General features: G+C 72.5%; 30 protein-coding genes. 17 read left to right on the plus strand and 13 right to left on the minus strand.

The annotated features are described in order from the left end of the window. The first annotated feature begins 1 nt into the window (after position 1). A complete protein-coding gene (gene hemG / locus GA0070561_RS14235) occupies positions 2-1,411 on the plus strand; it encodes a protoporphyrinogen oxidase (RefSeq protein WP_091400656.1) in 1,410 nt (469 codons plus the stop codon). Next, positions 1,408-2,109 carry a hydrogen peroxide-dependent heme synthase gene (hemQ, locus tag GA0070561_RS14240; RefSeq protein WP_091400658.1) on the plus strand — a complete coding sequence of 234 codons (702 nt, stop codon included), beginning with the start codon at positions 1,408-1,410 and terminating at the stop codon, positions 2,107-2,109. The genes hemG and hemQ overlap by 4 nt, the downstream gene beginning before the upstream one ends. 116 nt (positions 2,110-2,225) lie before the next feature. On the opposite strand, the gene GA0070561_RS14245 is transcribed toward hemQ, so the two are convergent. The 5 genes from GA0070561_RS14245 to GA0070561_RS14265 form a co-directional block, all read right to left on the minus strand. Further along, positions 2,226-2,705, minus strand: a complete 480-nt coding sequence (locus GA0070561_RS14245) for a GNAT family N-acetyltransferase (RefSeq protein ID WP_091400660.1) — start codon at positions 2,703-2,705, stop codon at positions 2,226-2,228. 92 nt (positions 2,706-2,797) lie between these two features. Further along, positions 2,798-3,895, minus strand: a complete 1,098-nt coding sequence (locus tag GA0070561_RS14250; protein ID WP_091400662.1) for a lytic polysaccharide monooxygenase auxiliary activity family 9 protein — start codon at positions 3,893-3,895, stop codon at positions 2,798-2,800. 118 nt (positions 3,896-4,013) lie between these two features. Beyond that, entirely contained in the window at positions 4,014-4,469 is a 456-nt protein-coding gene (locus GA0070561_RS14255; protein ID WP_091400664.1) for a GNAT family N-acetyltransferase, read from the minus strand. Positions 4,470-4,493: 24 nt separating this feature from the next. Further along, positions 4,494-5,435 carry a DMT family transporter gene (locus GA0070561_RS14260; RefSeq protein WP_091400667.1) on the minus strand — a complete coding sequence of 314 codons (942 nt, stop codon included), beginning with the start codon at positions 5,433-5,435 and terminating at the stop codon, positions 4,494-4,496. A 210-nt stretch (positions 5,436-5,645) separates the two neighbouring features. Continuing rightward, positions 5,646-5,906 carry a Prokaryotic metallothionein gene (locus tag GA0070561_RS14265; protein WP_091400670.1) on the minus strand — a complete coding sequence of 87 codons (261 nt, stop codon included), beginning with the start codon at positions 5,904-5,906 and terminating at the stop codon, positions 5,646-5,648. Positions 5,907-6,062: 156 nt separating this feature from the next. Here GA0070561_RS14265 and GA0070561_RS14270 point away from each other — a divergent pair, with 156 nt between their 5' ends. From GA0070561_RS14270 to GA0070561_RS14280, 3 genes are all read left to right on the plus strand, one after another. Then, positions 6,063-6,338 (plus strand): isoamylase early set domain-containing protein, encoded by a 276-nt coding sequence (locus GA0070561_RS14270; protein WP_091402083.1) that lies wholly within the window; start codon positions 6,063-6,065, stop codon positions 6,336-6,338. A 109-nt stretch (positions 6,339-6,447) separates the two neighbouring features. Further along, positions 6,448-7,188, plus strand: coding sequence for a lytic polysaccharide monooxygenase (locus GA0070561_RS14275; RefSeq protein WP_091400672.1), 741 nt, complete (start codon positions 6,448-6,450; stop codon positions 7,186-7,188). Positions 7,189-7,252: 64 nt separating this feature from the next. Continuing rightward, on the plus strand, positions 7,253-7,882 hold the full coding sequence (locus GA0070561_RS14280) for a DUF305 domain-containing protein (RefSeq protein ID WP_091400674.1): 630 nt from the start codon (positions 7,253-7,255) through the stop codon (positions 7,880-7,882). Between the two features lie 26 nt (positions 7,883-7,908). On the opposite strand, the gene msrB is transcribed toward GA0070561_RS14280, so the two are convergent. Continuing rightward, a complete protein-coding gene (gene msrB, locus GA0070561_RS14285) occupies positions 7,909-8,313 on the minus strand; it encodes a peptide-methionine (R)-S-oxide reductase MsrB (RefSeq protein ID WP_091400676.1) in 405 nt (134 codons plus the stop codon). Positions 8,314-8,360: 47 nt separating this feature from the next. Between msrB and ligD the strand changes: the two genes are divergently transcribed. Further along, a complete protein-coding gene (ligD, locus tag GA0070561_RS14290) occupies positions 8,361-9,398 on the plus strand; it encodes a non-homologous end-joining DNA ligase (protein ID WP_091400677.1) in 1,038 nt (345 codons plus the stop codon). Between the two features lie 28 nt (positions 9,399-9,426). Here the strand turns inward: ligD and GA0070561_RS14295 are convergent, their stop codons facing one another. Then, entirely contained in the window at positions 9,427-9,882 is a 456-nt protein-coding gene (locus GA0070561_RS14295; RefSeq protein ID WP_244166226.1) for a MarR family winged helix-turn-helix transcriptional regulator, read from the minus strand. Beyond that, entirely contained in the window at positions 9,879-10,727 is an 849-nt protein-coding gene (locus tag GA0070561_RS14300) for an MBL fold metallo-hydrolase (RefSeq protein ID WP_244166227.1), read from the minus strand. The genes GA0070561_RS14295 and GA0070561_RS14300 overlap by 4 nt, the downstream gene beginning before the upstream one ends. A gap of 101 nt (positions 10,728-10,828) precedes the next feature. Here GA0070561_RS14300 and GA0070561_RS14305 point away from each other — a divergent pair, with 101 nt between their 5' ends. From GA0070561_RS14305 to GA0070561_RS14335, 8 genes are all read left to right on the plus strand, one after another. Further along, on the plus strand, positions 10,829-11,443 hold the full coding sequence (locus tag GA0070561_RS14305; RefSeq protein WP_091400680.1) for a YdeI/OmpD-associated family protein: 615 nt from the start codon (positions 10,829-10,831) through the stop codon (positions 11,441-11,443). 106 nt (positions 11,444-11,549) lie between these two features. Further along, the gene (locus GA0070561_RS14310) at positions 11,550-11,984 is read left to right on the plus strand and encodes a DUF2975 domain-containing protein (protein WP_244166228.1); all 435 of its coding nucleotides are present in this window, start codon (positions 11,550-11,552) and stop codon (positions 11,982-11,984) included. Further along, entirely contained in the window at positions 11,984-12,199 is a 216-nt protein-coding gene (locus GA0070561_RS14315; RefSeq protein ID WP_030336216.1) for a helix-turn-helix domain-containing protein, read from the plus strand. The genes GA0070561_RS14310 and GA0070561_RS14315 overlap by 1 nt, the downstream gene beginning before the upstream one ends. Continuing rightward, on the plus strand, positions 12,196-12,360 hold the full coding sequence (locus GA0070561_RS33595) for a hypothetical protein (RefSeq protein ID WP_167362411.1): 165 nt from the start codon (positions 12,196-12,198) through the stop codon (positions 12,358-12,360). The genes GA0070561_RS14315 and GA0070561_RS33595 overlap by 4 nt, the downstream gene beginning before the upstream one ends. Positions 12,361-12,490: 130 nt before the next feature. After that, complete coding sequence (locus tag GA0070561_RS14320) at positions 12,491-15,676, plus strand: ABC transporter permease (RefSeq protein ID WP_091400682.1); 3,186 nt, start codon at positions 12,491-12,493, stop codon at positions 15,674-15,676. Beyond that, on the plus strand, positions 15,673-18,381 hold the full coding sequence (locus tag GA0070561_RS14325; RefSeq protein ID WP_091400683.1) for an FtsX-like permease family protein: 2,709 nt from the start codon (positions 15,673-15,675) through the stop codon (positions 18,379-18,381). Before GA0070561_RS14320 ends, GA0070561_RS14325 begins: the two co-directional genes overlap by 4 nt. A 1-nt stretch (position 18,382) precedes the next feature. Beyond that, the gene (locus tag GA0070561_RS14330) at positions 18,383-19,378 is read left to right on the plus strand and encodes an ABC transporter ATP-binding protein (RefSeq protein WP_091400684.1); all 996 of its coding nucleotides are present in this window, start codon (positions 18,383-18,385) and stop codon (positions 19,376-19,378) included. Between the two features lie 11 nt (positions 19,379-19,389). After that, complete coding sequence (locus tag GA0070561_RS14335) at positions 19,390-20,115, plus strand: ABC transporter ATP-binding protein (protein WP_091402086.1); 726 nt, start codon at positions 19,390-19,392, stop codon at positions 20,113-20,115. Between the two features lie 185 nt (positions 20,116-20,300). Here GA0070561_RS14335 and GA0070561_RS14340 read toward each other — a convergent pair whose 3' ends face one another. After that, positions 20,301-20,804, minus strand: coding sequence for a hypothetical protein (locus tag GA0070561_RS14340; RefSeq protein ID WP_141710372.1), 504 nt, complete (start codon positions 20,802-20,804; stop codon positions 20,301-20,303). Between the two features lie 64 nt (positions 20,805-20,868). Then, on the minus strand, positions 20,869-21,321 hold the full coding sequence (locus GA0070561_RS14345; protein ID WP_091400686.1) for a GNAT family N-acetyltransferase: 453 nt from the start codon (positions 21,319-21,321) through the stop codon (positions 20,869-20,871). 74 nt (positions 21,322-21,395) lie between these two features. On the opposite strand from GA0070561_RS14345, the gene GA0070561_RS14350 reads away from it, so the two are divergent. Continuing rightward, positions 21,396-21,908: a potassium channel family protein gene (locus tag GA0070561_RS14350; RefSeq protein ID WP_091400687.1), complete on the plus strand. Its 513-nt coding sequence runs from the start codon at positions 21,396-21,398 to the stop codon at positions 21,906-21,908. Here the strand turns inward: GA0070561_RS14350 and GA0070561_RS14355 are convergent. Together GA0070561_RS14355 and GA0070561_RS14360 are read right to left on the minus strand one after the other, a co-directional pair. Next, on the minus strand, positions 21,835-23,406 hold the full coding sequence (locus tag GA0070561_RS14355; RefSeq protein ID WP_091402088.1) for an alpha/beta hydrolase: 1,572 nt from the start codon (positions 23,404-23,406) through the stop codon (positions 21,835-21,837). The two genes, GA0070561_RS14350 and GA0070561_RS14355, sit on opposite strands and share 74 nt — an antisense overlap. Positions 23,407-23,464: 58 nt before the next feature. Next, positions 23,465-24,580 carry an ATP-dependent DNA ligase gene (locus tag GA0070561_RS14360; protein ID WP_091400688.1) on the minus strand — a complete coding sequence of 372 codons (1,116 nt, stop codon included), beginning with the start codon at positions 24,578-24,580 and terminating at the stop codon, positions 23,465-23,467. A 135-nt stretch (positions 24,581-24,715) separates the two neighbouring features. Between GA0070561_RS14360 and GA0070561_RS14365 the strand changes: the two genes are divergently transcribed. Both GA0070561_RS14365 and GA0070561_RS14370 read left to right on the plus strand, forming a co-directional pair. After that, on the plus strand, positions 24,716-24,928 hold the full coding sequence (locus GA0070561_RS14365) for a hypothetical protein (RefSeq protein ID WP_091400689.1): 213 nt from the start codon (positions 24,716-24,718) through the stop codon (positions 24,926-24,928). A gap of 169 nt (positions 24,929-25,097) precedes the next feature. Continuing rightward, positions 25,098-25,520: an SRPBCC family protein gene (locus tag GA0070561_RS14370; RefSeq protein WP_091400690.1), complete on the plus strand. Its 423-nt coding sequence runs from the start codon at positions 25,098-25,100 to the stop codon at positions 25,518-25,520. Here the strand turns inward: GA0070561_RS14370 and GA0070561_RS14375 are convergent. Next, positions 25,495-25,989, minus strand: a complete 495-nt coding sequence (locus tag GA0070561_RS14375) for a GNAT family N-acetyltransferase (RefSeq protein WP_091400691.1) — start codon at positions 25,987-25,989, stop codon at positions 25,495-25,497. The two genes, GA0070561_RS14370 and GA0070561_RS14375, sit on opposite strands and share 26 nt — an antisense overlap. Positions 25,990-26,044: the final 55 nt, after the last annotated feature.

Here is a 26,044-nt window from a genome sequence, read left to right on the forward strand (position 1 = left end):
AATGCGGCAGCCCTGGCGGGTGGCGGTGGTCGGCGGCGGGATCGCCGGCCTGGCCGCCGCGGTCCGCCTGCGCGACCGCGCACCCGCCGGCACCGAGATCACGGTGTACGAGCAGTCCGGCGTCCTGGGCGGGAAGCTGCGCACCGGGGAGCTGGCTGGTCAGCCGGTGGAGTTCGGCGCGGAGTCGTTCCTGATGCGCGACCCGACCGGCGCCGAGAGCGCGGCGGTGGCGTTGGCCCGCCGGCTCGGATTGGCCGAGAAGATCGTGCACCCCACGGTGGGGCAGGCCGCGCTGGTCATCGACGGGGAGCTGCGCCCCATCCCGGGCGGCACCCTGGTGGGCGTACCCGGGGATCTGGATCGGGTGGCCACGGTCGCTCGCCCCGCCGCGGACGCCGACACCGACGGCGGTCGGCCGTTGGTCGGGCCGGACGCGGACGTCTCGGTGGGCGCGTTGGTCCGGTCCCGCTTCGGCAACGAGGTGGTCGAGCGGCTGGTCGACCCGATGCTGGGCGGCGTGTACGCCGGCCGTGCCGACGATCTTTCCCTGGTCACGACGATGCCGGCGCTGGCCCGCACGGCCCGGGTGGAGCACACCCTGGTCGGCGCGGTCCGGGCCGCGCAGGCCGCCGCGCCGCGTGCGCCCGGTGCCCCGGTCTTCGGCACCCTCGCCGGTGGGCTGAGCACCCTGATCGAGGCGGCGGTGACGGCCAGCGGCGCGACGGTACGGCGGGACGCCGCCGTGCGCGAGTTGACCCCGACCGGCACCGGCTGGCAGCTCACCGTCGGCCCGACGCGTGACCCCGAGCTGGTGGATGTGGACGCCGTGGTGCTGGCGGTGCCGGCGCGCCCCGCGGCGCGGCTGCTCGCCGGCCCCGCGCCGGCGGTGGCGGCGGGCGTCGGCGCGCTGGACTACGCGAGCGTCGCGCTGGTCACCATCGCGTTGCCGCAGCCGCGACTGCCCGAGCTGTCCGGCTTCCTGGTGCCGAGCACCGAGGGCCTGCTGATCAAGGCGGCGACCTTCTTCACCACCAAGTGGGGGCACCTGCGCCGGCCCGACGGGTTGGCCCTGGTGCGCGCCTCGGTGGGCCGGTACGGCGAGGAGGCGCACCTTCAGCGCCCCGACGCGGACCTGGCGGCCACCGTGCACCGGGAGTTGTCGGCGGTGCTCGGCACCCCGCTGCCCGCCCCGGTCGACGGGCACGTGCAGCGGTGGGGCGGTGCACTGCCGCAGTACGCGCCGGGGCACGCCGACCGGCTCGCCGCCGCGCGGACGGCGCTGCGGGCCGCGCACCCCACCCTGGTCCTCGCCGGCGCCGGCTACGACGGCGTCGGCATCCCGGTCTGCGTCCGCTCCGGCGAGACGGCGGCCGAAGAGATCATCACAGCACTGGGAGGATCGGCGAGATGACCGAGCAGACCAACGCGGCCCGGTTGCGGGAGCTGAACGACAGCATCCGCTACACCATGTGGTCGGTGTTCCGGGCCAGCTCTCCGCTGCCGTCACTGCGGGACAACGTCACCGGCGAGGTGGTGTCCCTCTTCGACGAGCTGGCCGGCAAGGACGTCGTGATCCGGGGCGTGTACGACGTCTCCGGGCTGCGCGCCGACGCGGATGTGATGATCTGGTGGCACTCCGCGTCCAGCGACGCGCTCCAGGACGCTTACCTGCGGTTCCGCCGCACCACGCTGGGCCGGGCGCTGACCCCGGTGTGGTCGCAGATGGCGCTGCACCGGCCGGCGGAGTTCAACAAGAGCCACATCCCGGCGTTCCTGGCCGGCGAGGAGGCTCGCCCCTACATCTGTGTGTACCCGTTCATCCGCTCCTACGAGTGGTACCTGCTGCCCGACGCCGAGCGGCGCGAGATGCTGGCCGAGCACGGCAAGATGGCGCGCGGCTACCCGGATGTGCGGGCCAACACGGTCGCCTCGTTCGCGCTCGGCGACTACGAGTGGATGCTCGCCTTCGAGGCCGACGAACTGCACCGGATCGTCGACCTGATGCGGGACCTGCGCGCCTCCAGCGCCCGCCGGCACGTCCGCGAAGAGGTCCCGTTCTACACCGGCCGCCGCCGTTCGGTAGCCGAGATCGTCAACTGCCTGGTCTGACCCGCCCCGCCCCCGTCCCTGCCTCGCTGATCTTGCAGTTTCTGTCCCGGCGAAAGGGCATGAGCCGCGATCGGGCGACCGAAAGTGCAAGATCGCGGGAAGGGTGGGGCGCGGGGTCAGAGGGGGCGGAGCATTACCTGTTCGCCGTCGGGCGTCAGGTTGCCCGGCTCGTCGGTCATCCGGAAGCCGGCGCGGCGGTAGAGGGCCTTCGCTCGCGCGTTGTCCGGCATGACGTTGAGGCGCAGCCGGTCGGCGCCGGCCCTGCGGGCCCACTGCGCCACCTCGTCCACCAAACGGTCTGCGACACCCTTGCCGCGGGCGTCCGGGTTCACCCACATCGAGATCAGGTCCATCATCAGCGGGTCCGGCGTGGGTACACCGCTCGACATCCCGACCGGACGCCCGTCCAGGACGGCCACCAGGTTGTGTGAGTTGGGGATGCTCAGCCGGTCGCGCCAGCGTTGCTCGCGGTCGCCGTCGCCCTGCCAGTCGGCGAGTCGGGAGCCGAACGCTCCCGGTGCCTCGGTGAGGGCGGCCAGCCGCAGTTCCCGCCAGGTCGGCCAGTCGTCGGGGGTGAGCACCCTGATCTCGATCATGCGGGGATGGTGCCCGGACGGACTGCCGGGCACCACCGCATTTCCCACCGGCCGGCGCCGCACCCCCGCCCGGGTGCGGCGCCGGACGGGGATCAACTGGTCGTCGTACAGGAGACCAGCGGAACCGGGTTGCTGCCGTTCCACGAGCCGAGGAAACCGAACGTGGTGCTCGCTCCGGCGGCGAGGGTGCCGTTGTGGTTCGCATTACGTGCGGTGACCAGCGTGCCGTTGGCGCCGACCGTCGCGTTCCACGACGAGGTGACCTGCTGGCCGTTGTTGTAGTTCCAGCTCACCGACCAGCCCCGGGTCGGTGAACCGCCGGCGGTCACCTTCACCTCGGCCTGGAAGCCACCGGACCACTGACCGGTCACCTGGTATGTCGCCGTGCAGGCACCGGCCGGCGGCGGGGTGGTCGGCGGGGGCGTGGTCGGCGGCGGGGTGGTGGGCGGCGGGGTCGTCGGCGGGGGCGTGGTGGGCGGCGGGGTGGTCGACCCGCCGCCGAAGTCGACGTCGCTGCACAGGTAGTACGACTGGTCCAGGTGGCTGGCCTGCCAGACGGTGTAGACGATGTGCCGTCCGGTGCGTCCCGGCGCGTTCACCGGGATCTGGATCGAGACGCCACCGGTGTCCGGGTCCCACTGGGAGGCCGGGGTGTTACCGATCTGGCCGGCCAACTCCAGGTTGCCCCAGCCGAGCGGTTGGGTGGCCGAGTTGAAGCCCTGCTTCGTCACGTACACCCGGATGTAGTCGGCGCCGTGGCTGGCCTGGTCGAAGAAGCGGAGCCGGAAGTTGTTCGACACCGCTGTGGTCTTCCAGGCACCGACGGTGTCCAGCGCGTTGTAACGAGGGCTCTGGGTGCGTCCGCCGCTGCACAGCTGGCCGTCGGGGACGGCGGCCTGGTGGTTGCCCCCCACTCCCTCGCGGAACAGGCCGTTCCAGTTCCACATGGCGGCCGGGTCGGCCTGCCAGGCCTGCCAGCACATCGGGTCCTCGGTGGCCATCCGGGGGTTCTGGAAGTCGCCGCCCCAGCGTTGCCAGCAGCTGTAGTTACGCGAGGCCGGGTCGACGACCGAACCATGCGCCGAAGCGGGCCTGGGCAGCATGGTGGTCAGTGCGGTCGTCAACAGGAGCGTGATGGTCGCCACGACGGCGAACAACCAGAGCACGCGTCGTGATCGGGTGAAAGACATGGAGCCCCCGGGGGGATGAGGTCGGACGTCGACACCCGGATCGCCGGGAGTTGCCCACTCCCGTGCCTGATCGCTGGCTCCCGCGATGGCTCTACCCGGCACCATGCCAGCTCGATCGTCAGCCGTCAATGGCATCCCGTCGCATCGGCGTGTGCGGGATGCCGTCCTCGACGTACTCGGGGCCGCTGACCGCGAAGCCGTGCCGGGTGTAGAACGCGACCAGGTGCGACTGGGCGTCCAGCACGCAGGGGCGGTTGCCCACCACCTCCAGCGCCGCCGTCATCAGCCGACCGGCGTGTCCGCCGCCGCGCGCCGCCGGGGCTACCACGACCCGACCGATCCGGGCGACACCGTCCGGGTCGGCCAGAATCCGCAGGTACGCCAGCGGCGCGCCGCCGTCGGTGAGCCAGACGTGCCGGGTGCCCGGCTCGACGTCCCGCCCGTCCAGCTCCGGGTACGGGCAGTTCTGCTCCACCACGAACACGTCGATGCGTAGTTTGAGCAGGTCGTGGAGGGTGCGGGCGTTCAGGTCGGCGAAGGAGGCCGTCCGTAGCTCGGTGGTCTGCTGAGGCATCCACCGATGGTAGGTCGGGCGGGTTCAGCTCAAGTCCGCCCGGTCGGGTGCGAGGTAGGTGGCGGCCACGGCGGTGAGCAGCAGGACGCCGCCGACGATCACCGGCAGGGGGAGCGGTTCGTGCAGCAGCGCCACCGCCAGCGCCGCGGCGGTCAGCGGTTCGAGCAGGGTCAGCACGGCCGCGACGCTGCCCGGGGTGGTGCGCAGCCCGGCGTAGAACAACGCGTACGCGACCGCCGTGGTGACCACGCCGAGGTGCAGCAGCAGCGCCAGGGTGTCGAGGCGTACCGGCACGCTGACCCCGGTGACCAGGGCGAACGGTGCCAGGGTCAGCGCGCCGACAGTGGTGGAGATGGTGGTCAGCGTCATCGGCGCGGTGCGCTGCGACACCCGACGGCTGATCAGGGTGGTGACCGCGTACCCGAGGCCGGAGCCGGCCGCCGCGAGCAGGCCGAGCAGCGGGGCGGGCGCCGCCGCGCCGGGGTGCTCGGTGGCGGCGGTGATCAGGACGAGGCCGGCCACCGCCGCGACCAGCGTGCCGAGTCGCAGCGGGCCGGGGAGCCGGCGGGCGTGCGCCGACTCCCAGGCCGCGGCGAGCACCGGTGCCAGGCCCAGGCTGACGATGGTGGCCACGCTGACTCCGGCCCAGGCCACGGCGGCGAAGTAGAGCGCCTGGTAGAGGCCGAGACCGACGCCGGTGAGCAGCAGCGGTACGGGTGCGGCGCGCACTGTGGCCACGATCGTGCGGAGCCGGCCGGCGGTGCACGCCAGCAGCACGAGCGCGGCGATGGCGAGGCGGTGGAAGCCGATGCTCACCGGGCTGAGCCCGGTGCTCTCGCGCAGGAGTTGCACTGCCACACCGGTGGTGCCCCACAGCACCCCGGTGACGGTGATCTGGATCAGGCCGCTGCGGGCGGCGTGGCTGGCGGCCGAGGCGGCCGGCAGCGCGGTGCGGGTCGTGGACACGGAGCGCTCCGAAGGGTGAGCCGTTGACGGGGACGACGTCGACGGAGCGCGTACGACAGGGTGGCCGAGCGGGGTCAGGTCACCCGGTCGGCGAGAGGCGCGGCGCTCCGCTCAGGAGCGCGGCGGGGGCAGGACGCCCAGGAACGGCCGCATGGCGACGACCGTACCCCAGCGTGGTGTTCCGGTTGGCCCGCGGCCGGGCGGGCGCGGTCAGGCCGGGCGGGCGCCGACGGCGTCGCGGATCTCGGCGCCCACCGCGCCCTCGACGGCGCGGGCGCAGTGTGCGCAGCAGAAGAAACGACCGTTGACCTCGACGCCGTGTCCGACAATCTTGACCTGGCAGTGCTCGCAGATCGGTGCCATGCGCTGGATCGCGCACTCGAACGAGTCGAAGGTGTGCACGTCGCCGCTGACGGTGTGCACCTCGAACGCCATCCAGTAGTCGTTGCCGCAGACCTCGCAGGTTGCCACCGAAAACCTCCCTTAAGTGGACAAGTGCCTACAGAATCTCCCAGGTGGCTTTGACGTGGGGGCGGAACGTCGACGCCTGGCCACGGCGGCGGCGTGTCGGCCTCGGCGTGTTGCCCGTTATGCCGGGTGAACCGCCGCAACCCCCGGAGGATCACCGTGATCAAGCGCAACAAGCTCTTCGGCAACCAGACCCGGGTCACCTTCTGTCTGCCCCGGGACGTCCCACCCGGCCCGGTGAGTGTCGTCGGCTCCTTCAACGGCTGGCAGCCGGGCCGGCACGAGTTGGTGGCCCGCCGCGACGGCACCAGGACGGTGACCGTGAAGCTGCCGCCGGGGGAGCACCGGTTCCGTTACCTCGGCACCGGGGGCGTCTGGTTGGACGACGAGTCGGCCGACCAGGTCGACGACCGGGGCTGCCTGCTCCGGCTCTGAACAAGAAAACTGCCGCCATCGATGGATTTATCGATGAGAGTCTTTACTGTTAACAATGTTTAAATTACCTTGAGGGCACCTCACCGGACCTGGAGAAGGAGCTGCCCCCATGCGTCGAAGAATCACCGTCCCGCTGGTGGCGGCGGGCGCCGTCGCCGCCACCCTCACCGTCGCCGCCCCCGCGCAGGCGCACGGCTACGTCTCCGCCCCACCGAGCCGGCAGGCACTCTGCGCACAGGGCCGGGTGCCCGACTGCGGGCAGATCAAGTACGAGCCGCAGAGCGTCGAAGGGCCCAAGGGCCTACGCAGCTGCAACGCCGGAATCGCCCAGTTCGCCGTCCTCAACGACGACAGTCGGGGCTGGCCGGCCACCTCGGTGGGCAGCTCGCTGACCTTCACCTGGGTGAACACCGCCCGGCACGCCACCAGCAACTGGGAGTACTGGATCGGCAACACCCGGGTCGGCGTGGTCAACGGCAACGGCCAGCAGCCGGGCGCCACCGTGTCGCACAACGTCAATCTCGGCGGCTTCTCCGGCCGACAGAAGATCCTCGCGGTGTGGAACATCTCCGACACCGCGAACGCCTTCTACTCCTGCATCGACGTGCAGATCGGCGGCGGAGGGTCGAACCCGACGCCCACCCCCACCACCTCACCCACCCCACGGCCTACCCCGACCACCACGCCGACCACTCCGCCCGCGCCGGGCGGCAGTTGGACGACGGGCCGGGCGTACCAGGTCGGCGACCAGGTCACCTACGGCGGAGCGACGTACCGCTGCCGGCAGGCGCACACCGCGATCCCGGGCTGGGAGCCGCCGAACGTACCGGCGCTCTGGCTCCAGGTCTGACCGCACGGGTGCGGCCCGTTGGTCGCACCCGTGTCGCCGCCCTCGCGTGAACGGAGCAACCGGCATGCCCCGCCGTACCCCGCTGGCGACCCTCGTTGCGGCTCTGCTGCTCACCGGAGCGTGCGCCGGACCGCCCACGTCGAGCCCGTCGGCCGTGCCGCAGCCGGCCCCCGCGTCCCCGGCCGGCTCGGCGGCGGCCGGGGACGCGGGGGCCGGTTCCGCGGGTGCCGGGTCCGCGATCGAGGCGGACGCGATGAGCGGGATCGACGTGGTGTTCCTGAGCACCATGGTCGGGCACAGCGAACGCACCCTGCAGATCGTCCGGCTGGCCCGGGACCGCGTGCGCGACGACGCACTGCGCACCCTGGCCGCCGCCGTCGAGGCGACCGAGGGCGACGAACTGGCCGCCATGCGCGGCTGGTTGCCCACGACCGGGCCGGGTGCCAGCGCGGCCGCACACCACCACGACGGGCACGGCGACGACGCCGCGCTGGACCGGCTGCGGACCGCGCCGGACGCGGACGTCGACCGAGTGCTGCGCGACGTGCTCGCCGACCACCAGCGATCGGCCGCCGACCTGGCCCGATCCCACGTCGGCGTCGGCCGCAACGAGCGGGTCCGCGACCTGGCCCGGCGGATCGAGCAGTCCCGGACCGCCGAGGTCGAGCTGCTCAGGGGTACGGGTACGCCCTGAGCGCGGTCACGCCCCGGGTGCCCGCGTCAGCGGGGTTCCAGCTTGATGGAGACCGAGTTGACGCAGTGCCGGGTGTCCTTCGGGGTGAAGCCCTCGCCGTGGAAGACGTGCCCGAGGTGACTGTCGCAGCGGGCGCAGCGGATCTCCGTACGCGCCATGCCGAGGGTGCGGTCCTCGATCTCCTTGACCCGGCCCGGGATGGCGTCGTCGAAGCTCGGCCAGCCGCAGTGCGAGTCGAACTTCGTGTCACTGGAGAACAGCTCCAGCCCGCAGGCGCGACAGTGGTAGACCCCCTGGGTCTTCGTGTCCACGTATTCGCCCGTCCACGGGCGTTCGGTGCCGGCCTCCCGCAGAACGTGGAACTCCTCGGGGGTCAGTCGGACCCGCCACTCTTCGTCGGTACGGGGCAGTTCGTTGTCGTCAAGACTCACCCCTCAACGGTACGTCGAACGTCGGGGGCGTGGCATAAGGTCGCGGGATGGGTGGCACCAAGGCTGCGGCCGCCGAGGTCGAGGTGGCCGGGCACACCGTCCGGCTGAGCAGTCCGGATCGGGTGATCTTCCCGCAGCGGGGGTTCACCAAGGCGGACGTCTTCCACTACTACCTCGCGGTCGGCGACGGGATCATGCGCGCTCTGCGGGACCGACCGACCACCCTGCAACGCTTCCCCGAGGGCGTCGAAGGCGAGGCGTTCTTCCAGAAGCGGGTGCCCACCCGGGGCGTGCCGCCCTGGGTGACGACCGCACAGATCACCTTCCCGAGCGGTCGGAACGCGGCGGAGCTCTGCCCGGTCGATCTGGCGCACGTGGCCTGGGCGGCGCAGATGGGCACGATCGTCTTCCACCCGTGGCCCGTGCGGGCCGCCGACGTCGACCGCCCCGACGAGCTGCGCATCGACCTGGACCCGCAGCCCGGCACCGACTTCGCCGACGCGGCGCGGGCCGCCGGCGAGGTCCGCGCGCTCCTCGACGAGCTGGGCGCGACCGGCTGGCCGAAGACCTCCGGCGGCCGGGGCGTGCACGTCTACCTGCGCATCCAACCCCGCTGGACGTTCACCGAGGTGCGCCGTGCCACCATCGCGCTGGCCCGGGAGGTGGAGCGCCGCAACCCCGACCTGGTCACCACCGCCTGGTGGAAGGAGGAGCGCGGCACCCGCGTCTTCGTCGACTTCAACCAGATGGCGCGCGACCGCACGATCGCCTGCGCGTACTCGCTGCGGGCCAACGCGCGGGCCACCGTCTCGACCCCCGTCAGCTGGGACGAGCTACCCGACGTCGACCCGGACGACTTCGACCTGCGCACCGTGCCGGCCCGGCTCGCCGAGCGAGGTGATCCACACGCCGGCATCGACGACGCACCGTGGGACATCACCCCGCTGCTGGAGTGGGCCGAGCGGGACGCCGCCGCCGGCCAGGGCGACCTGCCGTACCCGCCGGACCACCCGAAGATGCCCGGCGAACCCAAGCGGGTGCAGCCGAGCCGCGCCAAGCGACCTCCCGAGGAGGAGAACGCCTGAGCGCCGAGCTATCGGTGCTCGCCGAACATCACAGGCAGGACCCCGGGTCCACCCCCGTGCCGATGATCGCGAACAGCATCCGGCGGAACATGCCGACCTCGGCCTGATCGAAGCCGGCCATCGCGTTCCGCTCCGCCTCCTCGCTGGCGTGGGCGACCCGCGCCCGTACCTCCTCGCCGGTGGTCGTGATCGCCGGAATGCGCAGCCGGCGGTCGCGGGGATCGGAGTGGCGTACGACGAGATCCTTCTGTTCGAGTCGATCGAGTTGGGTCATCAGCGTGGTCTTGTCCAGCCCGAGGGTCCTGGCCAGCTCGACCTGGGTCAGCCCGGGTGTCTTGTCCAGCGCGCTCAACACGATGTAGTCCCGCAGGTGCAGGCCGTGCCTCTCGGCCTGTTCGCCGGTCACCACGTGCATCCGTTGGGCGGCGCGATGCAACAGCCAGGTGATCTCGGAGTCGAGCGACGGTGCCGGTCCAGCGGTCATCGCGCCGCACCCGACAGCAGCGGGATGCCCTCGTAGGCGCGTCGGTCATGGGCGGGAACGACCTGCATCAGCTCGGTCAGCGCGGCCGATCGCAGGATGCCCTGTCGCACCTGTTCGGCGTCGCTGTCGGCGAGGGTCCGTAGCAGCCAGGGGCGTTCCACCCGCCGGTGGACTCCGTCCAGTTGCCAGGTCAGATCGCCGATGAACGCGTAGCGCTGCCCCGACGGAAGGGTCACGAACGCGACCACGGATCCCGTCGTGTGGCCGCCGGCCAGGGCCAGCACCAGGGAACCGTCGCCGTGGACGTCGAAGCTCGCGGAGAAGCCGAGGTACGCGGGGCCGTCGAAGGAGTACTCGCGGATCTCGTGGCCGGGCGAGACGGCGCGGAAGACCTTTCCGTCACCATCGCTGGCGGCGTACTCAAGCTCGCCCCTGTTCATCCAGACCGGAAGGTCGAGCGAGTCCAGGCCGCTCGCGTGGTCCCAGTGCGAGTGCGTCAGGAACACCCCGCGGAGCCGGGTGCTGTCGTAACCGTTGTCGTCGAGCTGCTCACGCACGGTCCGGAAGGTCTGGAAGGGTGCGCGGGCGAACCGCGGCTGCATGGCGACGTGCGCGGCGACGTCGGCCCCGAAGCCGGCATCGATGAGGAAGTCGCCCTTCGGGTGCCGCACGAGGATGGCGGTGGCGGCGAACTGCCGCTTGTCGCGGAACGAGCCACCGCGAATGGCAAATGCCGCTCGCGTCTCGTAGCTGCCCGTGGGGAGTTGACAGATCGCCATGTCGGGTGGCGGTGTCGCCTCGGGAAGGGCAGCCGTCCACGGCTCGGGGGCAGGAAGGGTTCTCACGGCCAGATCGTACGACGTCAGATCGTCTGAGGCCAGATGAACCTCCTCCGGGACGGGAAGCTCGGAGCCGTAGCGTCGGACGCAGCGATTAGCCTGCCGTCATGGCGAGCACAGAGCTGGATGAGTTGATCGTCGCGGACGCCGAGGCCCTGCGCGCCTGGTTGTCGGCCAACCACGCCACGTCGCCCGGTGTCTGGCTCGCCCTGACCAGGAAGGGCGGCACGGTCACGACGGTGACCTGGCAACAGGCGGTCGACGAGGCCCTGTGTGTGGGCTGGATCGACGGGCAGGCCCGTAAGCGGGATGAGGAGTCCTCCTGGATCCGGTTCACTCCGCGTCGGTCCCGCAGTTCGTGGTCGCAACGCAACGTCGCCAACGTGGCCCGGCTGGAGGAGCAGGGGCGGATGTTGCCGGCGGGCCGCGCCGCGGTGGACGCCGCGAAGGCGGACGGGCGGTGGGCGGCCGCCTACGCCCCGCCGTCGGAGGCGGAGGTGCCGGCCGACCTGCTCGCCGCCATCGCCGCCGAGCCCGCCGCCCAGGCCATGCTCGACGTGCTCACCAAGGCCAACCGGTTCGCTCTCATTCATCGCCTCAATGCCGTCAAGCGGGCGGAGACCCGTGAACGCAAGATCGGCGAATTCGTCGCCATGCTGGCCCGTCACGAGACGTTCTATCCCCAGAAGGCGAGGCCGGCGCCCGGGCCGACGTCGTCGTGAGCGGGAGTCAACGTCCCGGCAACCGATTGACTTTCGATAGGTAACGAGTGAAACTCGATGCATGGTTACGGAGCATCGAGCGGTAGCCGCTCTCAGAGTTTTCCTCGTGGTGCTGTTCGGGGTCCTGGTCCTGTTTCAGACCTTCTCCCTGCCCGGACAGTTCGCCCACATGGCCGCGGAATCGCCGCAGGACGCCTACCTCCGGTGGCCCGCCACGGTCGTGGCGGTGTTCTGGGTGCTGTGCGTCCAGGTCGTCATCGTCGCGACCTGGAAGTTGCTCAGCCTGGTCAAGAGCGACCGCATCTTCACCGAGGCGTCCCTGAAGTGGGTGGACGCGATCGTGTGGGCCATCGCCGCCGCGTGGGTGGTGCTCGTGGGTGTCTTCCTCTACGTGGGGTTCAACGCAGACGACCCGGGGCTGCCGCTGCTGCTGTTCCTGCTGACGGTGGGCGTCAGCGTGCTGGGGCTCCTGATAGTGGTGATGCGGGCGCTGTTGCGGCAGGCCACCACCCTGCGGACCGACATGGAAGCGGTGATCTGATGCCCATCGTCGTCCGCATCGACGTGGAGTTGGCCAAGCGCAAGATGAGCGTCGGCGAGTTCGCCGAGCGCGTCGGGCTCACCCCCGCCAACGTGGCGGTGCTGAAGAACGGCCGCGCCAAGGCGGTCCGCTTCAGCACCCTCGAAGCGATGTGCCGAGTGCTCGACTGCCAACCCGGAGACCTGCTGGAGTGGGTCGAGGAGGAAACCCCATGAAGTACGCCCTGACCGTCGCCGCCGTTCTCGTGGTCGCCCTCGGCGTCGCCGGAATCGTGCACGGGGAGGCCGACGACTCACCGGGCCTTCAACTCCTGGGCGTCCTGCTGGTGCTTGGCGCTGTGGTGTTCGGCATCCGCAACATTCGAGGCGGCAGTTAGCCGCCCCGGCGCGCTGGCCGGCCCGAGCTGACCCCTCCCGTAGTAACGATCATGTAACGGGCGCGAACCTTTCCCGGTAGGTCGCCTGTCTTGATGGTCGTCGGCCCGCCAGGGCCAGGGGAGGCGTCGGATGAAGCTGGTGTGGAGGCGGGCCCGCGAGGCGCGAGGGTTGCTGGTCGCGGCGGTGATCGCTGCCCTCGTCGCCGTCGCGTTGGTCACTGGGCTGTCCGACTACAACCGTCGTGCGGTGGACGCCGGGCAGCGGGCACTGGTCGCCGCCTCGCCGGCCGAGGAGCGCGGCCTTCTGGTCAGTGGCTCGGGTGGGCGGGACGCGGCCGAGTTCGCAACCCGGGACAAGGCGGTCCGAGCCGAGTTCGCCAACGGGCTCGGCGGCGTCCCGGTCAGTGTCACCGCCGCCCGTTACGGCACCGGCCGGGAGCTGACCGGCGACCTCGGGCAGATCCCGCGTACGGCCGACGAACCGGTCTTCGCGAACCTGGCCACGCTCGCCGACCTCGCCAGCCACGCGGAGCTGACCAGCGGAGCCTGGCCCAGCCCCGGAGCGAACCCCGTCCAGGTGAGCCTGCCCGAGCGGGTCGCCGGCGCCCTCGGCCTGACCGTCGGCGAACGCGTCCCGGTGCGTGACCGGGCCACCGAACGACGCGGGGAGTTGGTGCTCGCCGGCACCTGGCGGCCCCGCGACCCGTCGGACGCGTACTGGCTGCTGGCCCCCGGCGTGGGGGCGGGCAGTGCCGGTTCCGGCACCTCCTACGGGCCGTTCACGCTCGACCCGGCCGACTTCGTGGCCACCTTCCCGGGCTCGGTGTCGGCGTCCTGGCTGGCCCAACCGGACCTCGGCGCCGTCGACACCGCTGCCCTGCCCGCCGTTCGGAAAGCCCTCACCGAGGCGGTCTCGGCCGTGCCCGAGGCCGCCCAACTGGGCAGCTCCGGGCAGACGGTGACCAAGATGCCGCAGTTGCTGGACCGGATCGGTCGCGCCGACCTGGTGGGTCGCTCGTCGCTGGCCACCCCGCTGCTGCTCATCCTGGTGCTCGCCGGGTACGCGCTGGTGCTGGTCGCCGCGCTGCTGCACGAGGACCGCCGGCCCCAGACCGCACTGCTGCGCGCCCGCGGCGCCGCCCGTCGGCAGTTGGCCGGCCTGGCCGCCCGTGAGGCGACCCTGGTGGTCGCCCCGGCCGCCGTGCTCGGTCCGCTGATCGCCGGTGAGGCGTTGCGGTACATCCGACCCGGCGGGTCGGGTGACCTGTACACCGCCGGCGGCAACACCACACTGGTCTGGGCGGCGGCAGCGGCCACCGCGGCCGGCTGCCTCGTCGCCATGGTCCTTCCGGCGCTGCGTGGCGCCGGGACGTACGTCGCCGACATGGCGGCCCGATCCCGGCCGAACCGGGCCGCGAGCGTCCAACGCGCCAGCGTCGACCTGGTGCTCGTTGCGCTCGCCGTGCTCGCCTGGGTGCAGCTGCGCCGGTACGCCTCCCCGCTGGCCGGCTCGGGTGGCCAGCTCGGGCTCGACCCGTTGCTGGTCGCCGCCCCGACGCTCGGTGTGCTGGCCGGTGCCGTGCTGGCGTTGCGGGTGCTCCCGCCGCTCACCCGGTTCGCGGAGCGGTTCGTCGACCGACGTCCCTGGACCGCCACCATGTTCGGCATGTGGCAGGCCGGTCGGCGTCCCCACGCCGGCCCGGTGCTGCTGCTCGCCCTCGCCGTCGGCGGCAGCACCCTGGCCTGGTCGCTGATCAGCACCGGCGAGCGGTCCCAGGTCGAGCAGGCCGGCCACACGGTCGGCGCCGACCTCCGGGTGACCGAACGGACCGGGGGCGCCCCACCGACCCGGGCCGGTGAACTCGCCGCGCTGCCGAGCGTGAACCGGGTGCTGCCGGCGTGGCGCGACGAGATCCGGGTCGGGCGGGAGAACCTGCCGGCGACCGTGATCGGTGTCGACCCGGCCAGCGCCCCGGGCGTCGTCCGGCTCGCCGACCGCCTCGGCGACGGATCGGCGTCGGAGCAGTACCGGAGGATGGTCGGCGCGCGGGGAGAGCCCGCCGGCGTCGAACTGCCCGCCGGGGCGCGTGAGATCACCGGCACGATCCGTACCCCGGTGAGCAACGCCGCCCGGTCGCTGAAGGTCGCGGTGACGCTGCTGGTCACCACCCCCGACGGGCTCGCCCTGCGGCTGCCGGCGGCCAACGCCGACAGCGACGGCCGGGCCACCCCGTTCACCGCGCGACTGCCCGACCTGGGCGGGGCGCGGCTGCGGCTGGCCGGCTTCGAGGCCGACGGTGGGTTGGCCGCCGGCAACTCCTACGAGCTCCAGGTGGACGGGCTGACGGTGGTCAAGGCCGACGGCACGAAGCAACCGGCCGAACTGGGCGGCGACTGGGCCGTGACCGCCCTCGGGCAGGAGCCCATGCCGGTACGGACCACCGGCGCCGGGTTCGCCGCGGCCCGCACGGTCGACGTGATCCCCGGCGGGCAGTTCGCGTACCAGCCGCCCACCCGGTTCGCTGTCGTGCCGGGCGGAGACAACAAGCCCATACCGGTGTTGATGACCCCCGGGGTCCGCAACGCGCTGAGCCTGCGCGTCGGCGACACCGTCGACCTGACCCTCTCCGGGGCGACGCTGCCGGTGCACCTGGTCGGCGAGCTGGACGCCGTGCCGGCCACCACCGGCGAAGGCGTCCTGCTGGACCTGCCGGCCGCTGTCGACGCGATGATCCGGAGCAGCGGCGCAGTGCGACCCGTACCGGAATGGTGGGTCGGCGCCGCCGACGCGAACGCCGCCGCCCAGGCGGTCAGCGCACTCCCGGGCGTCACAGTGCTCAACCGGGAGGCGGCCATCGAGGCGGCCGCCGACGACCCGTACTGGCGCGGCTCGCGCACCGGCATGCTCGCCGCCGCGCTCGGCGCGGTACTGCTCGCCCTCGTCGGCCTGATGGTGGACGTGTGGGCCACCGCCCGGCGTCGGCTCGGCGAGTTCGCGGTCCTGCACACCCTCGGGGCCACGCCCCGGCTGATGGCTCGGGCGCTGCTCGCCGAACAGACGTTCCTCGCCGGCATCGGCGTGGGCGTCGGGCTGTTACTCGGCACCGCGGTCGGCGCGACGATGGCCCCACTGGTCATCCTCACCCCGGCCGCCGGCCGGCCGACACCCCCGGCGGCGTTCGTGCTGCCCTGGGTGCCGATCGGCCTGACCGCGGTCGGTCTGCTGCTGGCGGCGCTCGCCTTCAGCGCGTTCATCGCCACCGGCATCCGTCAGCGGGTGGCGGCGGTGCAGCTGCGAATCGGGGGAGAACGATGAGCGTCGGGGCAGCCGTCCGGCGGGTCCGGGCGTACGGGGGGCAGTTCCTGCTGCTGGCGGTGCTGACCCTGGTGGTCACGCTGCTGATCAGTGGAGTGCCCCGGCTTGTCAACCGGCTCGCCGAACAGGGGCTGCGAGCACAACTCAACAGCGAGCCGGCCGCCCGCCGGGACATCTCGTACTCCACCAGCCTTGAGCCCGCGACGTCGCGGCGGACGGCGATGGGCGACGCCGCCGAACGGTTCGACGCCCTGGCCGCGGAGATGCCGCCGCCGGTGCGTTCGGCCGTGACCGAGCGGTGGTACAGCGTCGAGACCGCAGAGGCCCGCGTGGTCGGACCGGACCTCGCGGCCCGCAACCTGCTGGTCGACATGGGCCTGCGGGCCATGCCCGACATACAGGGCGCGAGCACCCTCGTCGAGGGGGCGTGGCCGAGCGAGACCTACGTTCCCGACCGGCCGATCGAGGTGGCGCTCGACGTCGACGTGGCCCGCAAGCTCAACCTGCGCGCCGGCAGCCAACTGCGCATCGGCAAGACCGATGAGAAGGGCAGACTCATCGACGGTGTCCCGCTGGTGGTGACCGGGCTGTTCCGCCCCGTCGACCGCGCCAACGGCATCTGGGACGGGCTGCCACAGCTGCTGCGGATCATCGAACCGCAGGGCGATGGCCAGCCGTTCGTCATCGTCGGCGTCGTCGCGCAGTCGCCCCTCAACAAGCGGGCCGCCGAGGGCTGGCCGATCCAGTCCAACTGGCGGTACCGACTGGGCGTCGACCGGATCGACGCACGCGAGCTGGACCAGATGATCGACGGCCTGCAGGTGATGCAGCGCAACCAGCCGCCGGGGCTCAGCCTGACCCAGGGCGTCGACGTTCCGTTGCGCGCGTTCGCCGCCCAGATCGACGCCGTCCGGACCCTGCTCGCGGTGATCGCGGCCGGCGTCCTGGCCACCCTGGCGGGGCTCATCGTGCTCGCGGCCAGTCTCGCCATCAGACGACGTCGCTCGGAGTTCGCGCTGCTGCGCGCCCGAGGGGGCGGGGCCACCGCCGGCGCCCGGCGCAGCCTCGCCGAGTCGGTGCTGGTGGTGCCGATCGCCGCCGTGCTGGGCTGGTGGCTGGGCACCTTGTTCCCCGGTGCCCCGGATCCAACCACCCCGTACGTCATCGGCGTGACCGTGCTGGTCACGCTGGCACTGCCGTTGGCGACACTGGCCGTACCGGCCGGCGGAGCGGGGCGCCGGGACCTGATCCGGGTGCGCCCGTCGGCCCGTCGGCTCACCGTCGAGGTCTCCCTGCTGCTCCTGGCGGGGCTCGCCGCGGTGCTGCTGCGTCGGCGTGGCCTGACCCTCGGGGAGGTGGACCCGCTGCTCGTGTCGGTGCCGGTGCTCCTCGCGATCGCGGCGGCGGTGCTGGCGCTGCGCGCGTACCCCTGGCCGTTGTTGCTGGTCAGCCGGCTGGCCGCGCGGACCCGGGGCAGCGTGGCGTTCCTCGGCACGGCCCGCGCCGGTCGCGCGGCGGTCGCCGCCCCGCTGGTCGTGGTGGTGCTGGCGATCGGCACCGCGGCGTTCTGCGCGGTCGTGGCCGCCGGCATCGACGCGAGCCGGGAACGGGCTGCCGCGCAGATCGTGCCCGCCGACGCGGTGATCCGCGGGGAGCGCTTCGCACCCGACACCATCGACGAGCTGGGCCGTCTGCCGGGGGTCCGGGCCGTCACCCGGGTGCTGTACGAGGACGATGAGCGGTTGGCGTCCGACGAGGTCGGCACCGACGCCTTCATCGGGCAGACGGACGTGCTGCTGGTCGACGGCTCGGGGTTGGACAAGGTGGCCCGCGATTCCCAGGTGGACCTGTCGATTCCGGCCGCGCTGCGCACCGCCGCGCCCGGCCCGGGGCCGCTGCCGGCGATCGTCTCACCGGCGGTCGCCGCCGACCTGGCCAAGGCCGGGCTGGACGACTCCGCCTTCATCTCGGTGCAGGGCCAGCGGTACGAGTTCCGGGTGGCCGGCACCGAGGACAGTTTCCCGATGCTGGCGGCGAACGCCAGCCGGTTCGTGATCCTGCCCTGGCAGGCCCTGCCGACGCGTACCACCACACCCGTGCCGACCAGCCTGCTGATCGCCGGGGACCCGCTGGACGCCGAGGCGCTGCGCGTCGCCGGCGACCAGGGGCAGGAGCGCTACCAGCGGGACGGCACTGTCACCGGTCGGGAACGGATGATCGGAGTCACCGTCGACACCCGGGCGGACGTCCGCCGGGATCTCGGCGAGGGCGGGGCGAACGGGGTGCTGGCCTTCGGGTTCGTCGCCGGTGCCGCCGGCGGCACCGTACTCGGGCTGTTGGCCATCGCGTTCACCGTGCTGGCCGGCGCGCGCGCCCGGGGCCAGGTGCTGTCCCGGCTGCGCACCCTCGGCCTGTCCCGCCGGCAGTGGCGAGGGCTGCTGCTGGTCGAGTTGACCCCGCTGGTCGCGGTGTCGGTGCTGACCGGCGCGCTGGTCGGTGCGGTACTGCCCCTGCTGCTCAACCCGGTGCTCGGCCTGTCCGCGTTCACCAGTGGTGTGCCCGTCCGGGTGGCTTTCGAGCCCAGCCTGGTCGCCGCGGTGCTCGCGCTCGGGGCGGTCGCCCTCGGCTTCGCGGTCGCCGTCGAGGCCCTGAACAACCGCCGGTTGCGCCTCGGAGAGGTGCTTCGGCTCGGAGAGGAGAGCTGAGATGACCGCTACCGCCCAGACTCCACTGGTGCCTGACCTGGCCGCCCTGCAACAGCGGGCAGCGCTTCGCGCCGCCGAGCGGGCCGGCGGACAGGACCGCCTACGCGGGCACATCGTCTGCGACGGCCTGGTGCGCATCTTCAAGACCGAGGGGGTGGAGGTGGTCGCCCTGCAGGGGCTCGACCTGGTCATCGACCGGGGTGAGCTGGTGGCGATCGTCGGTGCCTCCGGTTCGGGCAAGTCGACCCTGCTCAACATCCTCTCCGGCCTGGACACCCCGACCGCCGGTATCGCCCGGGTGGCCGACTACGACCTGCTCTCGCTCTCCGCGAAGCGACGGCTGAGCTACCGCCGGCAGCTGGTCGGGTTCGTCTGGCAGCAGACCGGCCGCAACCTGCTGCCGTACCTCAGCGCGCTGGAGAACGTCGAGCTGCCGATGCAGTTGGCCGGCAAGCGCAGCCGCAGGGCCCGCCGGGAGCGGGCCCGGGAACTGCTCGACCTGGTCGGTGTGGGCTACTGCGCCGACCGGCGGCCCGGGCAGCTCAGCGGTGGCGAACAACAGCGGGTCGCGGTGGCGGTGGCGGTGGCCAACGACCCGGAGGTTCTCTTCGCCGACGAGCCGACCGGTGAGCTGGACGAGGCGACCGGCGCGGAGGTCTTCGCGGCGCTGCGCACCATCAACGCGGAACTGGGCGTGACCATCGTGGTCGTCACCCACGACCACGCCGTGGCCACACAGGTCCGCCGGACCGTCGCGATCCGCGACGGCCGGACCGCCTCCGAGGTACGCCGGACCGCGCGAACCGACGCGGACGGCAACACCGAGCTGGTCAGCGAGGAGTACGCGGTGCTGGACCGCAACGGCCGGATGCAGCTGCCCGCCGCGTTCGTCGACGCGCTCTCGCTGAAGGAGCGGGTCCGGCTCGACCTGGAGCCGGACCATGTGCAGGTACGGCCCGGCAACCGGGCCTCGGACGAGCGGGGGGCGCGGGCATGAGCCGGCAGAACATGGTGGTGACCGGCGCGGCCGGTGTCGGCGGTGCGCCCTCGGCGCACCCCGACGAGGTGGTCCGGGTCAGTGGGGTCAGCCGGACCTTCGGCCGTGGTGAGCACGCCGTGTACGCGGTGCGGGACGTGTCGTTCACCGCCAACCGGGGCGAGTTGGTCGCCATCCGAGGTCGGTCCGGGGCCGGCAAGACCACGCTGCTGAACCTGATCGGTGGGCTGGACCGGCCGGACAGCGGTCAGGTGGTGGTGGCCGGGCACGAGGTCACCTCGGCCGGGGAGGCGGAGCTGCTGCGGCTGCGCCGAGGCACCGTCGGGTTCGTGTTCCAGACCTTCGGGCTGGTGCCGATCCTCTCCGCCGCCGAGAACGTGGGCGTGCCGTTGCGGCTGGCCCAGGTGCCGGCCGCGGAGCGGGAGGAGCGCGTCGCGGTGCTGCTGGAACTGGTCGGCCTGGGCGGGCACGCCGCGCAGCGCCCGTACGAACTCTCCGGTGGCCAGCAGCAGCGGGTCGCGGTGGCCCGGGCGTTGGCCAACGAGCCGGACCTGCTCATCGCCGACGAGCCAACCGGTCAGCTCGACTCGGAGACCGGCCGGTCCATCATGGACCTGCTGCGCGCGGTGGTGCACGCCCGCGGCATGACGGCCCTGGTGGCCACGCACGACCCGGCCCTGATCGACCTCGCCGACCGGGTGCTCGTCCTGCGCGACGGCCGCCTGGTCGACGGCTGACCCATCGAACTGCTGCCCGACGCTGTCCCACGCCTCCCGTGCGGAGGTTGGGCGGCGGGTGGCTGAGCGGCGGATGGTGGTCCGCGTTCGCTGTGGAGCTGATGTCGTCAACGAACTGCCGGACGGTGACTCGTCCACGACATCAGCTCCACAGCCCTCGTACGGCGGTGGGGCGGGGGAGTTCCCTACTGCCTCTGGCCATGGCCGGGCCGGTCGTTTCTGGGTTGGGCGGTGCGCTGCTGGCCGTCAGGAAGGGACCCAGCGAGCGGGATCAGCAGGTAGCCCAGCAGGGCGAGGAGAAGACCGGCGCCCGGCCCGCTCGAGATCAACTCGTGTTTGGCGTAGGGGTCCTCGGCTTCGAAATACCAGTACGCCCCGGTGAGGCTGCCGCAGGCGAGCACGTTGGAGATGAGCATTCCCAGGCTGGCCTGCCGCCAGACCCAGCGGGCCGGGCCGGTGTTGGCGAGCGACAGCACCGCGAACACGGCGGCGGTCACCGCGAACGGGAGCGCCCAGCCGAGCACCCTCGAACCCGCGGTGGTTTCCGTCCGGTCCAGGTAGACGCTGCGCCAGGCGGGCAGCCAGAACGCGACGACGACCAGGAGAACGCCGACCGCCAACAGCGCCGAGCCGGTCCGCCGCCATGGCGGGCGCGACGGTGCGGCGCCGGGCATCGTCGGCCTGCTCATGGCAGCGAACGTAACCCGGTCGGGGCGACTCCCACTGCCCCGCCAGGCGAAACGCGACGCCGGGTCAGAGCGCGAGCTTCATGCCCTCGTGGCTGGCCACGAAGCCGAGGCCCAGGTAGAAGCGGTGCGCGTCCTCGCGGGTCTTGTCGGTGGTGAGCTGCACCAGCGCGCAGCCACGCTGCCGGGCCTGGTCGACCGCCCAGGTCATCAGGTCCCGGCCCAGCCCCTGGCCACGCCGGTCGGAGCGGACCCGGACCGACTCGATCAGCGAGCGCTCGCTGCCGTGCCGGCCCAGGCCCGGGATGTAGGTGATCTGCAGGCAGCCGACCAGTTCGCCGGCCTGCTCGGCCACGATCAGCTGGTTGCGCGGGTCCGCGTCGATGGCCGCGAACGCCCTCTCGTACGCCTCGTCGACCTCGGTGAAGTCGCGGGCCTTGCCCAGGACGTCGTCGGCGAGCAGGGCGATGACGGCGGGCAGGTCAGCCCGGACCGCCTCCCGGTAGATCACGTCGCTCATGCTGGCGATCCTGGCACAGCGAAACTGGCGAATGGGTCTGTGCCGGTTGCGGGCAACGGGCAGCATGGGGCGGCATGGAGCTAGTGCTGCTGCCGTTCCGCTGGATATACCGGGCGTTGGTGTGGTTCGCGAACTCGCCCCGCACGCTGATCACCTCGTACCTGTTGATGATCGTGGTGGCCGGGGTCATCTACGGGGAGGTCGAGCAGCGCAGCCCGGCCGACGCCGTCTGGTGGGCCGTGGTGACCGCCTCCACCGTCGGGTACGGCGACATCTCGCCGACCACCTGGGCGGGCCGCACACTGGCCGCGCTGCTCATCTCGACCATGGTGCTGCTGGTCATCCCGCTGATCACCGCGCACTTCGCGAGCCGGCTCATCGTCGACGACGACGCCTTCGAGCATGAGGAGCAGGAGCAGCTCAAGGCCGACGTGCGCCGGATGCGGGCGCTGCTGGAGGAGTTGGCCACCCGGCAGGGGATCGATCTGCCCCCACTGCCGCCGACCCCGCCCGTCAGCGGGCCGGGCAGCGCTGCCCCTCCGGTGGCACGGCCAGGTCGATCAGGTAGGCGTCGACCGCGTCGGTGATGCAGGACGTCTGCGGGTAGGCGGTGTGCCCCTCGCCCTCCCAGGTCAGCACCCGACCGACGCCCAGCATCGACGCGAGCCGTGGGGTCTGCTCGTACGGCGTCGCCGGGTCGCCGGTGGTGCCGACCACCACGATCGGCGGCGCGCCGTTCGCCTTCCCGGTCGGGTACGGGTCACGCCCGCCCGGCCACTCGACGCAGCTCAGCATGCCGACCGCCAACGCCGGCCCGAACAGCGGGTATTTCCCGCGCCACTCGGACTGCAACTGCCGGATCTGCGCCCGGCTCGGCTTCTCCGTCTCGTCGGCGCAGTTGATGGCCAGGTTGGCGTCGAACAGGTTCGAGTAGTGCCCGTCGTCCGCCCGGCCGGCGTACGCGTCGGCGAGCCGGAACACGTCCTTCGGGTCGCCCTCGGCGAGCTTGTCGATCGCCTGGGCCAGCTCCTGCCAGCCGGATTCGGTGTAGAGCGACGAGATGACGGCGTAGAACACCCAGCCGGCGGTGGCCTCCCGCCCGTCGGCGCCGCGTACCGGGGAGACCTTGGCCTTGTCGATGGCCGAGGTGACCGCGGCGCGGGCGTCCGGGGCGATCGGGCAGCGGCCGGCGTTCGCCGCGCACCAGCGGGTGAAGTTGGTGAAGGCCCGCTCGAAGCCACGGGCCTGGCTCTCCGAGCCCTCGACCAGCCGCTGCTGTGGGTCGACTGCGCCGTCGAGCACCAGCGCCCGCACCCGCTGCGGGTAGAGCTGGGCGTACGTGGCACCGAGCAGGGTGCCGTACGAGTAGCCCAGGTAGGTGAGCTTGTCGTCGCCCACTGCGGCGCGTACCGCGTCCATGTCGCGGGCGGCCTGCTCGGTGCCGTACAACGGCAACTGGTCGCCGTAGCGGTCGCCGCAGCCGCGCCCGATCCGCTGGCTCAGGCCGACGAAGCCGTCGAATGCCGACTGGCTCGCCGGGTCCGGGTCGAAACCGAAGCTGGCGTCCAGGTCGGCGTCGGAGATGCACTTCACCGGGCTGGACCGGGAGACCCCACGCGGGTCGAAGCCGACGATGTCGAACCGCTCGGTGATCGAGGCGGGCAGCCCGCCGAACTGGGGGCCGAACGAGAGGTAGACGGCGGTGTCGACACCGGAACCGCCCGGGCCGCCCGGGTTGATCACCAACGAGCCCACCCGGTCGCGCTGCTTGGTGGACCGGGCACGCAGCAGGGCGATCTCGAAGGTCTGCCCGGCGCCCGGGCCGGCGCTCGCCCCGCCGCCGGTGCCCCAGTCACGGGGCACCGCGATCCGGGTGCACTCGTAGCGCATGTTCGGTGCGCTCCGCCCGACCAACTCGTCGGGCACCTCCGGGCAGGGCCGCCAGTTCGGTGCGCTGCCGGTCGGGGCGGCCGCGCCCTCCACCTCGGTGCGCGGCGCGAACGCCGGCAGCGTGCAACCGGCGGTGAGCAGCGCGGCGACGACGAAGGCGGCCAGAGTGCGACGGACCCGGCGGCTGGACGCCATCCGAGGCTGGTCGGCGGTGCGGGTCACGTGGTCCTCCGGAATCGGGTCGACGGCCAGGCTACGCCGAGCCGGTGGCGGCTCGGTCCACGGTGGCCGTCGGGTCGCCGCGCAGCACCTGGTCCACGTCGAAGCGGATCGGCCGGTCGAGCTGGTCGTAGCGGCAGGACCGGGGGTCGCGGTCCGGGCGCCACCGGACGAACTGGGCGGTGTGCCGGAACCGCTCGCCCTCCATGGCGTCGTAGCCGACCTCGACCACCAGCTCGGGGCGCACCGGCTCCCACTCCAGGTTCTTCGTGCCGGTCCACCGGCTGACCCCACCGGGGATGCGTTGGCCACGCTCGTGGTCGCCGTGCACCCACGGGTGCTCGCCGCCGATGTCCCGATAGGGCGCCAGCTCGTCGAGCAACTCGGCGCGGCGGGCCATGCTGAACGACGCGCTCACGCCCACGTGGTGCAGGACGCCGGCGTCGTCGTACAGACCGAGCAGCAGCGAGCCCACCACCGGGCCGGACTTGTGCCAGCGGAAGCCGGCCACCACCGCGTCCGCCGTGCGGGCATGCTTGACCTTGAACATCAGTCGCTTGCCCGGCTCGTACGGCAGGTCGGCCGGCTTGACGATCAGGCCGTCCAGCCCGGCGCCCTCGAAGACGTCGAACCAGCGCCGCGCGGTGTCCGGATCGGTGGTGACCTGGGTGACGTGCACCGGCGGGCGCACCCCGGCCAGCGCTTCGACCAGCCGCTCCCGGCGGCGCGGGTAGGGCTGGTCGAGCAGGGCCTCGTCACCGATCGCCAGCAGGTCGAACGCGACGAAGTCGGCCGGGGTGGTCTCGGCCAGCATCTTCACCCGGGACGCGGCCGGGTGGACCCGCTGGGCCAGCAGCTCGAAATCCAGCCGGGGCTGGCCGCTCGGCCCGTCGCGCCGAATCACGATCAACTCCCCGTCGACCGCGCACCGCTCCGGCAGCTGCCGGCGGGCCTGCTCGACCACCTCGGGGAAGTAGCGGGTCATCGACTTGCCGCCCCGGCTGGCCAACTCGACCTCGTCGCCGTCGCGGAACACGATGCACCGGAACCCGTCCCACTTGGGCTCGTAGGTCACCCCTGGCGTGGTGGGCAGTTTGGGAACGCTCTTGGCCAGCATCGGCTCGACCGGCGGGTTGATCGGCAGGTCCACGCCGACCAGTCAATCAGACGGTGCCGACAGTCGTGAGGCAGATCACCGTGGACGGCGGGGCGGCGTGTCCGCCTGCGCGCCGCTCGTCCCCGCCGGGCGAATCGAATAACCCCAGGTCAGAGCTACTTTCGCGAGGTGTCCGAGTGGGTCTGTGGCTGCTGCGGGCGGTGGCGGGTGAGCGTCGAGCTGATCCGGGGCCGCTACCGCTTCCGGCTGACCCGCCGCTACCCGGAGCGGTTCGGCGGCGGCCGGAACGTGCTCGGCGAGGTCGGCTCGGTGCCCGAGCTGGAGGAGCTGTTGCGTCGGCGTACCCCGCTCACCCTGGCCGACCTGCACGAGGCCGCCTGATCCGCGGCGGCCGAGGACGGTGTGTGCGGCCGGGAACCACCGGGTGCCAGGCCCGGTCTGCCTCCACTGCGGAGGGACGGACGGGGTCGAGCGTCGGTGTCACAATCCTTTCGGCGGCCTCGTCTACATCCGTGGCGGTGCCGACCGGCGTCGCCGGGGAGGGGACACCATGCGGTTCGAGGCCGACACCGAGATCGCCGCGGATGCCGAGCAGGTCTGGGCGGTGCTGGTCGACGTGCCCCGCTGGCCCGAGTGGACGGACTCGGTGACCCGGGCCGAGCGGGGGGAGCCGGGGTCGCTGACCGTCGGCGCGACCGCACGACTGACCCAGCCGAAGCTGCGGCCGGCGGTCTGGCGGGTCACCGAGCTGACCGAGCGGCGGGAGTTCGTCTGGGTCTCCGACGCGCCGGGTGTACGGACCACGGGGGAGCACCGGCTGCTGCCGCTGCCCGACGGACGTACGCACGTCGAACTGGTCATCAACCAGTCCGGCCCGCTGGCCGGCCTGATCGGCTGGCTGTACGGCGGGCTGTTCCGCCGCTACGTGCGGATGGAGGCCGACGGGCTCAGGCGTCGCTGCGAGCGGGGCTGACGGCCGGCTTCTCCAGCACGGCCAACGAGATGCCGTTTGGGTCCGGGCGGTGCGCCACGATCCGGTAGCCGTGCCGCTGGTACAGCCGCAGGTTGCGCGCGCTGTCCGCGCCGGTGAACAGGGTGAACCGGGCCGCCCGGCCGGCGCAGGCCCGCTCGACGGCGGTGAGCAGTTGCGCCCCGAGGCCCCGCCCCTGCTGGTCCGGGGCGACCGAGAGGCGGCCGACGTGCGCGGTGTCCCCGTCCAGGTGGGCCCGCACCGAGCCGACCAGCCGGTGGCCCAACCGGGCGGCGAGCACGATGCTCGGGCCGGCCAGCACCGCCGCGACCTCGTCCAACGTCTCGGTCAGCGGAGGCAGGAACGGATCGGTGTAGTGCTGCGCCTCGGTCAGGTACGCGGCCCGCTGCACGGTGAGGATCTCGCCGGCGTCCACGACACCGGCCGGGACGATGCTCGCCTCTGCGTTCATCGAGGCAGCACACCACAGCCGCCGTCGCCATCGACGGGCGACCCGACCACACCGG

The sequence above is a fragment of the Micromonospora saelicesensis genome (genome assembly GCF_900091575.1).
Classification (GTDB): domain Bacteria; phylum Actinomycetota; class Actinomycetes; order Mycobacteriales; family Micromonosporaceae; genus Micromonospora; species Micromonospora saelicesensis.